Annotated in this window: 13 protein-coding genes; 4 read left to right on the forward strand and 9 right to left on the reverse strand. The window is 71.7% G+C overall.

The annotated features are described in order from the left end of the window. The first annotated feature begins 389 nt into the window (after positions 1 to 389). Positions 390 to 587 (forward strand): hypothetical protein, encoded by a 198-nt coding sequence (locus HNR68_RS24165; protein WP_179724022.1) that lies wholly within the window; start codon positions 390 to 392, stop codon positions 585 to 587. A 7-nt stretch (positions 588 to 594) separates the two neighbouring features. Here the strand turns inward: HNR68_RS24165 and HNR68_RS24170 are convergent, their stop codons facing one another. From HNR68_RS24170 to HNR68_RS24190, 5 genes are all read right to left on the reverse strand, one after another. Beyond that, on the reverse strand, positions 595 to 2,184 hold the full coding sequence (locus HNR68_RS24170; protein ID WP_179724023.1) for an ABC transporter ATP-binding protein: 1,590 nt from the start codon (positions 2,182 to 2,184) through the stop codon (positions 595 to 597). Continuing rightward, positions 2,181 to 3,050, reverse strand: a complete 870-nt coding sequence (locus HNR68_RS24175) for an ABC transporter permease (protein WP_179724024.1) — start codon at positions 3,048 to 3,050, stop codon at positions 2,181 to 2,183. The genes HNR68_RS24170 and HNR68_RS24175 overlap by 4 nt, the downstream gene beginning before the upstream one ends. Continuing rightward, a complete protein-coding gene (locus tag HNR68_RS24180; protein WP_179724025.1) occupies positions 3,047 to 4,006 on the reverse strand; it encodes an ABC transporter permease in 960 nt (319 codons plus the stop codon). The genes HNR68_RS24175 and HNR68_RS24180 overlap by 4 nt, the downstream gene beginning before the upstream one ends. A 1-nt stretch (position 4,007) precedes the next feature. Then, positions 4,008 to 5,624: an ABC transporter substrate-binding protein gene (locus HNR68_RS24185; RefSeq protein ID WP_179724026.1), complete on the reverse strand. Its 1,617-nt coding sequence runs from the start codon at positions 5,622 to 5,624 to the stop codon at positions 4,008 to 4,010. Between the two features lie 115 nt (positions 5,625 to 5,739). Further along, positions 5,740 to 6,174, reverse strand: coding sequence for a histone-like nucleoid-structuring protein Lsr2 (locus HNR68_RS24190; protein WP_179724027.1), 435 nt, complete (start codon positions 6,172 to 6,174; stop codon positions 5,740 to 5,742). Positions 6,175 to 6,536: 362 nt separating this feature from the next. Between HNR68_RS24190 and HNR68_RS24195 the strand changes: the two genes are divergently transcribed. Next, entirely contained in the window at positions 6,537 to 6,881 is a 345-nt protein-coding gene (locus tag HNR68_RS24195; protein ID WP_179724028.1) for an Lsr2 dimerization domain-containing protein, read from the forward strand. Between the two features lie 82 nt (positions 6,882 to 6,963). Here the strand turns inward: HNR68_RS24195 and rbsK are convergent, their stop codons facing one another. Further along, a complete protein-coding gene (gene rbsK / locus HNR68_RS24200) occupies positions 6,964 to 7,887 on the reverse strand; it encodes a ribokinase (RefSeq protein ID WP_343050375.1) in 924 nt (307 codons plus the stop codon). Positions 7,888 to 8,000: 113 nt separating this feature from the next. Here rbsK and HNR68_RS24205 point away from each other — a divergent pair, with 113 nt between their 5' ends. Both HNR68_RS24205 and map read left to right on the forward strand, forming a co-directional pair. Then, a complete protein-coding gene (locus tag HNR68_RS24205; RefSeq protein ID WP_343050376.1) occupies positions 8,001 to 9,059 on the forward strand; it encodes a hypothetical protein in 1,059 nt (352 codons plus the stop codon). A gap of 104 nt (positions 9,060 to 9,163) precedes the next feature. Beyond that, positions 9,164 to 9,943, forward strand: coding sequence for a type I methionyl aminopeptidase (gene map, locus HNR68_RS24210; RefSeq protein ID WP_179724031.1), 780 nt, complete (start codon positions 9,164 to 9,166; stop codon positions 9,941 to 9,943). A gap of 52 nt (positions 9,944 to 9,995) precedes the next feature. On the opposite strand, the gene HNR68_RS24215 is transcribed toward map, so the two are convergent. The 3 genes from HNR68_RS24215 to HNR68_RS24225 form a co-directional block, all read right to left on the reverse strand. Then, entirely contained in the window at positions 9,996 to 10,868 is an 873-nt protein-coding gene (locus HNR68_RS24215) for a spermidine synthase (RefSeq protein ID WP_179724032.1), read from the reverse strand. Positions 10,869 to 11,136: 268 nt separating this feature from the next. After that, positions 11,137 to 11,529: an adenosylmethionine decarboxylase gene (gene speD / locus HNR68_RS24220; RefSeq protein ID WP_179724033.1), complete on the reverse strand. Its 393-nt coding sequence runs from the start codon at positions 11,527 to 11,529 to the stop codon at positions 11,137 to 11,139. Positions 11,530 to 11,606: 77 nt separating this feature from the next. Continuing rightward, positions 11,607 to 12,821 (reverse strand): type III PLP-dependent enzyme, encoded by a 1,215-nt coding sequence (locus HNR68_RS24225; RefSeq protein ID WP_179724034.1) that lies wholly within the window; start codon positions 12,819 to 12,821, stop codon positions 11,607 to 11,609. Between the last annotated feature and the right edge of the window lie 442 nt (positions 12,822 to 13,263).

Consider the following 13,263-nt stretch of genomic DNA (forward strand, 5'->3'; position numbering starts at 1 on the left):
AAGAACACACCCACACCATCACCCACGACAAACCAACGCCGTGAAGCTCCGGGGAGCATTTCCCTCTGTCTTGTCGGGCGCGCCCAATCTACCACTCGATCGTGGGAGCTCGGTTCGCGACCCCGCCAGGCCCGTTCCGGATCTCTCCGGCCCGTGTCGCGCTGACGGGGAATACTTTACAGACCCCCGAACACCCCATGAACACCACCCCCCCTTGAAGGTCATCGTCGCAGGTCAGCGGTGATCTCCCGGGCTCAGCGCCGTAGCGCGTCCGCGGTGTGCGCGCCAGCCCTGTCCCTGTCCCCGTTCGTGTGGTCCTGCTTCGTCGCCAGGCCCGGTCCCGATCACGCAGGTAGCCTCCCAGGCGACCGTCAGAACGGGGGTACGCAGTGGACTCGACGCCGATCTACACCGAGCTGCGAAAGACTCTGATGGACCCGGAGGACCGCAACTGGGGCCCGAGCGCCCCTCCGGAGTTCGCCGCCGCCCTGACGGACCGCGCCGACCGGAACAAGGCCGAGTCGAAGAAGTCGGCGCGCGCCACCAGCCAGCGCACCCGGTCCCGGCGCCACCGCGCCGAGGACTGACCCCGCGTCACCCCACCAGCCGGCGTGCGCGCTGCCGCTCCGGGTCCGGCACCGGAGCCGCTGCCAGCAACCGCTGCGTGTACGCGTGCTGCGGGTCGCCGAGCACCTGCGCCCGGTCGCCCTGCTCCACGACCTTCCCGCGGTGCATGACGGCCACCCGGCGCGCGAGCAGGTTCACCACGGCCAGGTCGTGGCTGATGAACAAGCAGCTGAAGCGCAACCGGGCCTGCAACGACTGGAACAGCTCCAGCACCGCGTCCTGCACCGAGACGTCCAGCGCGCTGGTCGGTTCGTCGGCGATCAGCAGTTCCGGCTCCAGCGCCAACGCCCGCGCGATGCTCACGCGCTGCCGCTGACCACCGGAGAGTTCGTGCGGGTAGCGCCGGCGCATCGCGGCCCCCAGCTCGACCGCCTCCAGCAGGGCGTCGACGCGGTCGTCGAGTTCCCGTCCCCGGGCGACGCGGTGCAGGCGCAGCGGCTCGGCGATGCTGTCCGCGATGGTCATCCGCGGGTCCAGCGACGAGCCCGGGTCCTGGAAGACGATGCCGATGCCACGCCGCAGCGGGCGCAGCCGACGGGCCGACAGGTGGCTGATGTCCTGGCCGTTCAGCACGATCCGGCCCTCGGTCGGGGTGAGCAGGCGGGCGACGCACTTGCCCACGGTGGACTTGCCCGACCCGGACTCGCCGACCAGCGCCAGGACCTCCCCGCGGCCGATGGTCAGCGACACGCCGTCCACCGCGCGGTGGCTGCCGTAGCTGACCACCAGGTCCTCCACGGCCAGCACCGGTTCGGCGGGTTCGGTCTCCTCGCGCCGCCCGACCTCCAGCTTGGGCACGGCCGCGAGCAGCGCTTCGGTGTACTCGTGCTGCGGGGCGCGGAACAGGTCGCCGACCGCGGCCTGCTCGACCACCTCGCCGCGGTACATCACCACGACCCGGTCGGCGAGGTCGGCGACCACGCCCATGTCGTGGGTGATCAGCAGGATCGTGGTGCCCAACCGCTCCCGCAGGTCGCGCAGCAGCGCGAGGATCTCGGCCTGCACCGTCACGTCCAGCGCGGTGGTGGGCTCGTCGGCGATGAGCACCTTGGGCTCGCAGGCCAGCGCCATCGCGATCACCACGCGCTGCCGCTGCCCGCCGGAGAGCTGGTGCGGGTAGTGCTTGAGCCGCCGCTCCGGGTCCGGGATGCCGACCAGCTCGAGCAGCTCCACCGCGCGCTCCCGGGCCTGCGCGGCGGAGGTGTCCCGGTGCAGGCGGATGGCCTCGACGAGCTGCCAACCGATGGTGAACACCGGGTTCAGCGAGGTCATCGGCTCCTGGAACACCATCGCGACGTCCTTGCCGCGGACCCGGCGCAGGTCCTGCTCGCCCAGCGCGACACCGTCGAGCTCGATGCGTCCGGTGACCTCGGCGGTGGGCGGGAGCAGGCCGAGCGCGGACATCGCGGTGACGCTCTTGCCGGAGCCGGACTCGCCGACCACGGCCAGCACCTCGCCGGGTGCGACGCCGAAGCTGACACCCCGGACGGCCTCGGTGACCCCCTCCTCGGTGTGGAAGCGCACCCGCAGGTCGGTGAAGGACAGCACGTCGGTCATCGGTTCCCCTTCGGGTCCAGGGCGTCCCGCAGGCCGTCGCCGAGCAGGTTGAAGCCGAGGGTGGCGAGCACCACCGCGATGCCCGGGAAGACCACCAGCCACGGGGCCTGCGCGAAGTAGGTCTGCGCGGCGGAGAGCATCACGCCCAGCGACGGGGTGGGCGGTTGCACGCCGAGGCCGAGGAAGGACAGCAGCGCCTCGCCGATGATCGCCTGCGGGACGGCCACCGTGACCTGCACCAGCAGCGCGTTCACCGAGTTCGGCAGGATGTGCCGGAACATCGCCGTGGTGCCGCGCGCCCCGGCTGCGACGCTGGCGGCCACGTAGTCCTCGCCGGCCAGCCGCAGCGCCTCCCCGCGGACGACCCGGACCAGGTTCGGCACCTGGGACAGGCCGATCGCGATGGCGGCGTTCACCATCGACGCGCCGAGCACCGCCGCCAGCCCGACCGCCAGCACCAGGAACGGGAAGGCCAGCAGGGTGTCGGTGATGCGGGAGACGACGGAGTCGACGACACCGCGGTAGTACCCGGCGACCAGGCCCAGCGGCACGGCCACCACCACCGCGAGCAGCACCGACAGCACGCCCACCACGATCGAGGCGCGGATGCCGTGGAAGACGCGGGAGAGCTGGTCCCGGCCCAGCTCGTCGCTGCCCAGCGGGGCGGCCAGCGACGGCTGCTGCAGCACGTCGTCGAAGTTCACCGCGGCCGGGTCGCTCGGCGCGATCAGCGGAGCGGTCAGCGCCACCAGCACGAACAGCACGGAGAGGACGAGACCGGCGACGCCGGTGCGGTGCCGCAGCAGGCGGCGCAGCACGCGGCGGGACCCGCTCGTGCGGGGCAGATCGGCCACCGGCAGGGTCATGCCGCACCTCCACGGACTCGAATGCGCGGGTCCACGACCGAGTAGAGCAGGTCGACGAGCAGGTTGACCACGATGTAGCCGACCGCGCTGACCAGCACCGCGGCCTGGATGACCGGGTAGTCGCGGGTGAACACGGCATCGACCATCAACTTGCCGAAGCCGGGGAGCACGAAGATCTGCTCGGTGACCACCGCACCGGAGACGAGGGTGCCGAGCTGCAGGCCGAGGATGGTGAGCACGGTGATCAGGCTGTTGCGCAGGCCGTGCACGGCGACCACCCGCCACTCCCCCGCGCCCTTGGCGCGCGCGGTGCGCACGTAGTCGGAGCTCAGCGCGTCCAGCATGGACGATCGCACCTGCCGCATCAGCACCGCGGCGAGCCCGCTGCCGAGCACGAACGCCGGCATGACCAGCCGCGCGAGGTTGCCCAGCGGTGATGCGGTGAACGGCACGAAGCCCGAGGCGGGCAGCCAGCCGAGGCCGACGGCGAAGACCAGCACGCACATCAGGCCGAGCCAGAAGTTCGGGATGGACAGCCCGAACAGCGAGATCCCGTTGCCCAGCCAGTCCAGCACCCCGCCGCGGCGGACCGCCGCGAGCACGCCGGTGGTCAGGCCGATCAGCGCGGCGAACAGCAGGCTCAGCACGGCGAGTTCGAGGGTGACCGGCAGCCGGCTGAGGATGATCTCGCCGATCGGCAGCCCGGTCTGCGCCGACTCGCCGAGGTCGCCCTGCAGGGCCCGGCCGACCCAGTTCAGGTACTGCACGTGGACCGGCTGGTCGAGCAGGTAGGCGCGGCGGATCTCCTCGATGGCGGCGTCGTCGGCTTCGGCACCGGCCAGCGCGACGGCCGGGTCACCGGGCAGCGCGCGCAGGCCCGCGAACACGACGAGCGAGACCAGCACCAGCGTCACCAGCGACTGCAGGACGCGGTTGAGCGCGTAGCTGCGCAGCATCTCAACTCCCGGACTCGACGAAACCGGCGGTCTTCAGCCGCATGATCCCGTCGGGGTAGACCTCGACACCGGCCATGTCGGCGGTGTGCGCGGTGTAGTACTGCTGGCGGTACAGGTAGATGACGTTGTTCCGCTGCTGGAGCTGCTGGACCACCTGCTCGTAGAGCCGCCGGCGGCGGTCGGTGTCCTGCTCGGCGGCGGCCTGCGCGAGCAGCGCGTCGACCTCCGGCGTCGCGGCGCCGCTGTAGTTCTGCGCCGCGCCCGAGGCGTGCATGCCGGTGATGTTGCCGTCCGGGTCGGGACGACCGGACCAGCCGATCAGGAAGGTCTGGAAGCGGCCCTTCTTGCCCGCGGAGATCGCGCTGGTGGACTCGCTCGGGCGCAGCACCACGTCGAAGCCGGCCTCGGCGGCCATGGCCTGGATGACCTGGCCGACGCGGCTGGTCGAGGAGTCGTTCTGCAGCAGCAGTTCCACGCGCAGCGGGGTGCGCACGCCGGCCTCGGCGAGCAGCTGCCGGGCGCGGGCGACGTCGTGCGGCGGGCAGGCCTGCGTCACCGGGGTGGCGAACTCGCTGGTCGGCGGGATCGGCCCGCAGGCGGGCTGGTAGAGGCCGTTGAAGGCGATGCGGTTGAGCGTCTCGCGGTCGATGGCCAGCGACAACGCCTCCCGCACCCGCGGGTCGTCGGCCAGCGGACCGTCCACGTGGCCGTGCTCGCCGTCGACGTTGCCGACGTTGACGGTGATGCCCATGTACTGGATGGACGGTTGGTTGAGCAGCACCAGGTCGCGCTCGCGGGAGACCACCGGCACGTCCGGCGGGCCGACCTCCCAGACCACGTCGAACTCGCCGGAGCGCAGGTTGGCGATGCGGATGTTGTCGTCCGGGACCGCCTTGTAGACCAGCCGGTCCAGGCGCACCGCGTCGCGGTCGTAGTAGAACTCGCTGCGCTCCAGCACGATCCGGTCCTGGGCGACGCGTTCGACGAACTTGAAGGGGCCGACGCAGACCGGGTCGTCGGAGAAGTCCTCGCCGAGCTCGTCCAGCTTCGCCGGGGACATGACCATGCCGGCGCGGTCGGCGAGCACGGTGGTCAGCGGGGCGGACGGCTGCGCGAGCCGCAGCCGCACGGTGGTCGGGTCGACGACCTCGACGGACTCGACCGCGGTGAGCTCGGAGCGGCGGCCCGAGGACGGCAGCTCGCGGTGCCGGTCCAGGCTCTTCTTCACCGCGGCGGCGTCGAACGGGGTGCCGTCGTTGAACAGCACGCCGGTGCGCAGCGGGATGGTGAGCTCCCGGCCGTCCGGGGAGGTGCGCGGGAGCTCGGCGGCGAGCTGCGGCACCGGGCGGCCGGCCGGGTCGACGTCGTAGAGCTTCTCGCACATGCTGCTGAAGACCTGCCGCCCGGCCAGCGTGGTGGCCAGGGTCGGGTCCAGCTTGTCCGGCTCCTGGTCCAGCGCGATCACGGCTTCGCCGCCGCGCACGGTGGGGGCCTGCACCGAGGCGCGCAGCTGACCGGCGGTCTGCTCGACGTCGACCAGCGGGCTGCACCCGGTCGCGGCCACTGCCAGGGTCAGCAGTGCTGCTGCCGGTGCGGTACGTCTGACTCGCGTCGCCACCCGGGCCTCCCGCCAGCACGAGGGGTAGGAACGCGAAAACCGTAAGCGTCCGCGATCACGAAGTCCACACTCGTGATCGTTCCGCCACCGGCCCGGGACGCGGGCGTGGAGCGGGTCAGTCGACCGCGGAGGAGAACAGCGGCAGCGAGACCGCCGAGACCTGGGGCGGCTCCTTCTTCTTCGCCGGCTGCTGCGCCGCGGGCGGGTCGAAGCGCGGTTCGGGTTCGGCGACCTCGGGCTTCGGCTCGGGCTGCTCGGCGGCCTTCTTGCTGAGCTTCTCGCGGGTGCGCTGGGCGGCGCCGCGGATCTGCTCGGTGAGCTGCTTGTTGGCGCGCCGGGCCTGCTCCTCCTCGCGCGCGGTGCGGGCAGCGGCCGGCTTCGGCGTGCGGGCGGCCTCGATGTAGCGGCCGAGGGTGGCGCGGAGGTGTCGTTCGTGCTCGTCGTTCAGGTCGATTTCGTACGTCACACCGTCCAACGCGAAGGTGACGGTGTGGTTGGCTGGGGACCCGTCGATGTCGTCGACGAGTTCGACCTGAATCCGCTCGGCCATGATCACCTGTCTCGGGAACGTGCCCCGCCTCGATCTGCGACACCCGCAGGCGAGACTACTGCGAGTCCCGCCCACGTTGTAGCACGTGGCATCTCAGTTGTCTCGCACCCAACCATAGAACAGCGTCCCCACCTGCTGTTGACCGCCAGGCGGGTCAGTGCTGCGGCCGGGCGGGCGACACCCCTGCCGGAAACGCTCAGTAACCGCGACGGACCGATCGGCGGAAAGTAATGCAGGGCACATCCGGAAAGACTCCGACGGCGGGTGGAACATTCTTCGCGCCATCGTTTATCGTTCGCTCGCTCTTCTCCGCACGCGTGGCGCGGAGAAGGAGGGGAATCGAGCCTGAATCGAGGGTTACCGTGGCGCAGAAAGTCACCGTTCAGCTCGTCGACGATGTCGACGGCACACCAGCCGACACCACCGTCGAGTTCGCCTTGGACGGGGTGAGCTACGTAATTGACTTGTCCGCGGAGAATGCCGCGAAACTGCGCGACTCCTTGGCGTCTTTCGTGGCGCACGCTCGGCGTACGGGCGGGCGCAAGCGGACCGGCGGCAAGGCGGGCAAGTCGTCGAGCACTCCCACGGCGGCCGACCGGGAACGCAACCAGGCGATTCGGGAATGGGCCCGGAAACAGGGCATGCAGGTTTCCGACCGGGGGCGCATTCCGGCCGAGATCGTCGAGGCTTACGACAACGCACAGTGAGTGCGGAGCGGACGGCCGGTGAGCTACCGGCGGCGCACCGGCCGCCCGCGGAAGTGGTTCACGACTCCTCGTGGTCGCGCGGTCACCGATCGGCAATTGCCCCGCGCGGCTGTCCGGCCAGGAAGTCGGTGATTTCCTGACGGGTCGGCATCGAACTGCTGGCACCGGTGCGCTGCACGGACACCGCCGAGCCCGCGGAGGCCAGGCGCATCGCCTCGGGCACGTCGGCGCCCTCGCCGAGCGCGGCGCTGAGCACGCCGACGTAGGTGTCCCCGGCGGCCGTGGTGTCGACCGCCTCGACCGGGAAGCTCGGCACCTCCACCCGTGCCCCGTCCCGGTTGCCGTACAGCGAGCCGCGCGCGCCGAGGGTGATCACCACCTCGGGGACCAGCTCGAGCAGCTCGGCCAGCGCCCGGTCCGGGTCCTCCGCACCGGCCAGCACCGCCGCCTCGTGCTCGTTGGGCACCAGCAGGTCCACGTTCGACAGGACCTCGGGCGGCAGCTCGGCGGCGGGGGCCGGGGTGAGCACCACGCGCACCCCGTTGCGACGTCCGGCCGCAGCGGCCGCGGCCACGCCCGGCAACGGGATCTCCAGCTGCAGCAACAGGCTCTGCGACCCGGCGATGAGCTCCTCGTCGCCCTCGACCAGCCCGTCGACGGTGCCGTTGGCGGCCGGGACCACGACGATCGAGTTGCCGCCCTGGTCGTCCACCACGATGTGCGCGGTCCCGCTGCGTCCCGGCACCGTCCGCAGGCCGGAGACGTCCACATCGGACTCCGTCAGCACGCGGCGGATCTCGGCGCCGAACTCGTCCGCACCGACCGCGCCGATCATGCGGACCGCCGCGCCCGCCTTCGCCGCGGCGAGCGCCTGGTTCGCCCCCTTCCCGCCGGGCACGGTGTGGAACTCCCGCCCGAGGACGGTCTCGCCGCGCTTCGGGGCGGTGCCCACGTAGGCGACCAGGTCCATGTTGCAGCTGCCGAACACGGCCACAGATGTCGTCACGGGGTTCATCATGGCTGATGAGCACCCCCGGAACGGTGGACGGGTCCAGGGACGCCCGAGGACGTACCATGCCGACCAACCGGCGAGGAGGGCGAGACGCGGTGGACTATGCGGTGACAGCGGAGCTCGTGCCGCCGAGCAGCGTGGTCGAGCTCGACCTGCTCCAGCAGGAGGGGATCGCGGCCGTGCTGGACCGCCAACTCGCCGTGGTCGAGGGCGTCACCGGGTCGGGGGATACCGACATCGACGTCCTGGACTACCGCATCACCGTGCACCCGGCCGGCGCCAGCGTGGTGCTGGCGCTCGACGCGCCCTCGCTGCTGGCCGCCGAGGACGCCGCCGCGTCGGTGCTGCACGAGCTGATCAGCGAGAGCGACGTGCTGGCCGGCTGGTCGGTCGCGCACTCGGAGGTGCAGATCACCGAGGACGAGTTCAACCGGCTGGCGGCCAGCGACGCCACGGACGCCGTCGACGAGCTGGAGGCGGCCGTCGAGGAGGCGCTGGAGACCTCGTCGGAGCCCTCCATGGACGCCGGGCAGTGGCGGACCCGGTTCCGCGAGCTGGCTCCGCGGCTGCGGGCGTTCGGGCCGGAGGTGTTCGGCGGCCCGGGCGAGCAGGCCACGCTGGCCGCCGGGGCGCTGGTGCACGCGGTTCGGGTGGTCACCGACGAGATCTTCTACGACGAGCTGGCGCTGGCGGTGAACAACGCGACCGTCGCCGACGCGGTCGGCCTGCTGGTGCTGGAGGAGCTGCCGCCCTGCTACGACCACCGCTACGACGCGTTCTTCGCCCGCGCGTTCGCGCTGGCCTCGGCGCCGGTGGCGGAGCGGCTGACCGAGCCGTCGTGGACGCCGCCGCGGTCGGTCGCCGAGGCGCTGGCGCTGAAGCTGTTCGTCAACGAGGCGCGGGTGGCGCTGGAGGCCGCCGAGCTGATGAGCTGGACCGACAGCGAGCTGGTGTTCCAGAGCTTCGCCGGCCGGGCTTTCCGCACGGTCGAGCACGACGAGCTGTACGAGATCGACCTCCCGCTGGCCGGCGACGTCGAGCCGGAGACCGCGGCGCAGGCCGCGAAGGTGGAGGCCGAGCTGCACTCGCGCGGCCTGGCGTTCGACCAGTGGTTCACCCCGCTCGACGGCAACCCGCGGCAGCACCCCTACCTGGACTCGCTGTAGCCCCGGCGCACGGTTCCGCACAGCCCCGCGAGGGGTGTTCCTGTACCGCTCGGTGCTAACGTGCGGTATAGGAATACCGCTACTGCGACTCGCGCGAGGTACCCGTGATCGAGCTCAAGACGCCTGCCGAAGTCGAGCGCATGCACGTCACCGGACGGTTCGTGGCCGAGGTCCTCACCGAGGTCGGACGGGTCGCCGACGTGGGCGTCAACCTGCTCGACGTCGAGCACCACGTGCGCGGCATGATCGCGCAGCGCGGCGCGGAGTCCTGCTACTGGGACTACGCCCCGTCCTTCGGCAAGGGACCGTTCCGCAACGTCATCTGCCTGTCGGTCAACGACGCGGTGCTGCACGGCCTGCCGCACGACCGGGTGCTCCGGGACGGTGACGTGCTCTCCGCGGACATCGCGGTGAGCATCGACGGCTGGGCCGCCGACTCCGCGCGCACGGTGGTCGTCGGCACGGCCGCCGAGGAGGACCTGCGGCTCGTCCGCGCCACCGAGGAGGCGCTGGAGGCGGCGATCGCGGCGGCGCGCCCGGGCAACCGGCTCGGCGACGTCTCGGCGGCGATCGGGGCGGTGGCCCGCGAGCACGGGTACCCGGTGAACACCGAGTTCGGCGGCCACGGCATCGGCCGCACCATGCACGAGGAACCGCACGTGCCGAACCGGGGCCAGCCGGGGCGCGGCATCGTGCTGCGGCCGGGCATGACCCTCGCGCTCGAACCCTGGTTCGCCCGCACCACCGACCGGATCGTCCACGACCCCGACGGCTGGACGATCCGCTCGGCCGACGGCTCGCGCACCGCCCACTCCGAGCACACCGTGGCCATCACCGAGGACGAGCCGCTGGTGCTCACCCGGCGCGCCGCCGAGGCCCCCTGAACGCAGCAGCGCCCCGGCCGGTCGAGCCGGCCGGGGCGCTCGCGCGTCGGGCTCAGCCCTGGTTGCGGACCGAGTACGGGGGCACCGTGGCGCCGATGAGGGTGGCGTCGTCGATCGTCTGCGGGCGGTACGACGACTTGGGCAGCGCCTCGAGCATCACGTTCGTCGGGTCGTCGATCTGCTCCACCCGGCCGAACAGGAACGCCCACTCGTGCTCGTCGGAGCCGAAGTAGGTCACCGTGTCGAACACCGACCGGAAGCGGTTGTAGGCGCGGATCAGCGTCTCGTTGCGCCACAGCGTCGGGCAGCCCGCCTGGTACGCGACCACGCCGCCCGCGGCCAGCACCGACTGGCAGCGCTGGAGGAACTCCAGGCCGTAGAGCCGGTTGTGCTGCCCGTCGGAGTCGTCGGCCCGCTCGTCCGGCAGGTCGACGACCACGATGTCGTAGCCCTCCGGGGGCGCCTGGTCCAGGAAGCTCCAGCCGTCGGCGAAGTGGAGCTTGATCGGGCCGTCGCCCTGCTCAGCGCGGGCGAGGTCCTCGGGGGTGTAGCCGTAGGGCAGCAGCTCGGCGCACTTGCGCACGCACAGCTCGTCGATGTCCACGTGGTCCACCCGGCTCGCCCCGGCGGCCACCGACATCTGGCTGGCCACGCCCTCGCTGGAGCCGATGACCAACACCCGCTCGACCTGCGCGGCCAGCAGGAACGCCGGCACCATCATGGCCTCGTGGTAGACCAGCTGGGAGAACTCCGTGCTCTGCCGGTCGTTGTCGCAGAACAGCGACACGCCCTGGCCGGTGCGGCCGATCACCACGTGCTGGTAGGGGGTGTCACCCTCCCACAGCACCTCGTCGACCCGCCACAGGCGCTGCAGGTCGGCGCCCATGGGCTCCTTGATCCACCGGTGCCCGTCGATCTCGATCAACGGCGCTCCTCCTCTGTGTGGGGTGTTCCAGGCTCGTTCTTCGTAGCGGTGCGAGCGGCGGACGCTCGGCGTCCGCCTGGGCCGCGGGTGCCGTGGCCGCTGCGTGCCAGTGCACAGCGCCAGGGCCGTCTTCGCCAGGCGGACGTGGAGAACCCGCGGCGGTGCGTGCCGCGCGCCGGCCAGGGGCGCACCCTCGCCACCGCCGACGGGTTCGCTGCTCGCTCCGTGGTGGCGCCGTCCAGTCGTCGCGCCCGCGGGTTCGGATCGTTCAGGCCAGGTGGTCGTAGTCCCGACCGCGCCGGATGGTCTGCACGTTCTGCGTGGTGGGGCGCAGCGCGTCCGCGAGCAGGCTGACCGCCAGCTCCGGCTTCGCGGTGTGCCCGCAGGTGAAGACGTCGATGAAGATCGAGCCGTCCTCCGGGTAGGTGTGCAGCGACGCGTGGGACTCCGACAGCAGCGCCAACACGGTGACCCCCTGCGGCTCGAACCGCTTGGCGATCATCTGGCACACCGTCGCGTGGGACCTGCTCAACGCGTCGTGCAGGGTCTCACGCAGGAACTGCTCGTCGTCCAGCAGTTCCGGGTCCACGCCCTCCAGCTCGGCGAGGACGTGCTGGCCGGTGAACAACCCGACCGGCGGCGTCCCGGTGTCAACGGACATCTATCGACCTCCCATCATTTCGCGCACATCCGGGTACTTCGCGGCAGATCCGGGCGGCACCGCCCGGTGCCCGGCGATCACGACTGCTGATCGCCGTCGACGCAGTACGTGGGCAGCGGGGTGAACCCGTTGAAGCCCACGGAGGAATAGCTCGCGGTGTAGGCGCCCGCGCTGAGCAGGTCCACCCAGTCGCCGCCGCGCAGCGTGCGCGGCAGCTCGTAGCGGGTCCGCTGGTAGAGCACGTCGTCGCCGTCGCAGGTCGGGCCGGCCAGCACGACCGGACCGACCTCGTCGCCGTCGCGGGAGGTGCGCAGCCGGTAGGTGATGGCCTCGCCCTCGGTCTCGGCCAGCCCGTTGTAGCGCCCGATGTCGAGGTAGACCCACCGGCGCTCGCCGTCGCAGGAGTCGGTGACCAGCACCACCTCGCTGCGCAGCACCCCCGCGTCACCGACGAGGAAGCGTCCCGGTTCGACGAGCAGTTCCGGGCGCGCGGACGGGAAGCAGCGGTCCAGCGCCTCCTCGATGCGCTGCACGTAGTCGGCCAGCGGCGGCGCGGACTCCGTGTAGGACGCGGGCAGCCCGCCGCCCAGGTTCACCATCCGCAGCGCGAGGCCGCGCTCGGCGCAGCCGGCGAAAACCCGTTGCGCGGCACTGATCCCGTGCTCCCACGCCGAGGGCTCCAGCTGCTGCGATCCACTGTGGAACGACACGCCGACGGGGTCCAGGCCGAGCTCCCGCGCGCGCACCAGCAGCTCGACGGCGGTCTCGGGCAGGCAGCCGAACTTGCGCCCGAACGGGGTCCGGGAGCCGGTGTTGTCCACCAGCACGCGGCAGAAGACCTGCGCCCCCGGCGCGACCTCGGCGATGTTGGCCAGGTCGGCGGCGCTGTCGGTGGCGAACAGCCGGACGCCCTGCTCGTACGCACGCGCGACGTCGCGGCGCTTCTTGATCGTGTTGCCGTAGGAGATCGACTCCGGGGCAGCGCCCTTGGCCAGGCACAGGTCGATCTCACCGGGGCTGGCCACGTCGAACGAGGAACCGAGACCGACCAGTTCGCCGACCACGTCGGGGGTGGGATTGGCCTTGACCGCGTAGCAGATGCGCGCGTCCGGCAGAGCGGTCCGCAACTGCCGGTAGCGGTTGCGCACCTGCGCCAGATCCATCACCAGGCAAGGGGTTTCCGGCCGTTGCTGGTCGAGGAACTGCTGGATCGCATCCGGAGCTGCGCCGGTCTGCTGCGCGGTGCCGCTGGGGCGGTCCGTCACACCGGTGGTGGCGGACAGATCGGTCAATCCCGGTACCTCCGTCTCGGGTGGTGGGGTGGGGTTTTGGTCGGGCAGAACCAGCCGGCGGCGGGCGCCCGTGGAGCTCGACTGCGACCAAGCACGGTACCCCCCTCACGGAGAGATTTCGAACCGCGTCCACCCGATCCCCCGGAAAGTCCAACGCGGTGTGAGCACACCCACGGATCAGCGCCGTCCACGTCGCGGTGCGTGTCCGGTCGCCGACGTCGCGTGATCTGTCCCGAGCGGGTCCGCGACCGTGCCGGAGGGCGCCCGCGCGCGCCCCGCGACCGCGCGGGAGAGCAGGCGGATCCCCTGACCCCACTTGGGAATCCGTCGCACCGCGGACAGCGGTGCCACGCGGATCCCTGACGCCACACCGGGAACGGGCGGCAGCGCCCTCGCCGGGTCGCGGAAAGCCGTTGCCGCGCCGGAGGAACCGGGGTCGCCG

Source organism: Saccharopolyspora hordei (genome assembly GCF_013410345.1).
GTDB classification, from domain to species: domain Bacteria; phylum Actinomycetota; class Actinomycetes; order Mycobacteriales; family Pseudonocardiaceae; genus Saccharopolyspora; species Saccharopolyspora hordei.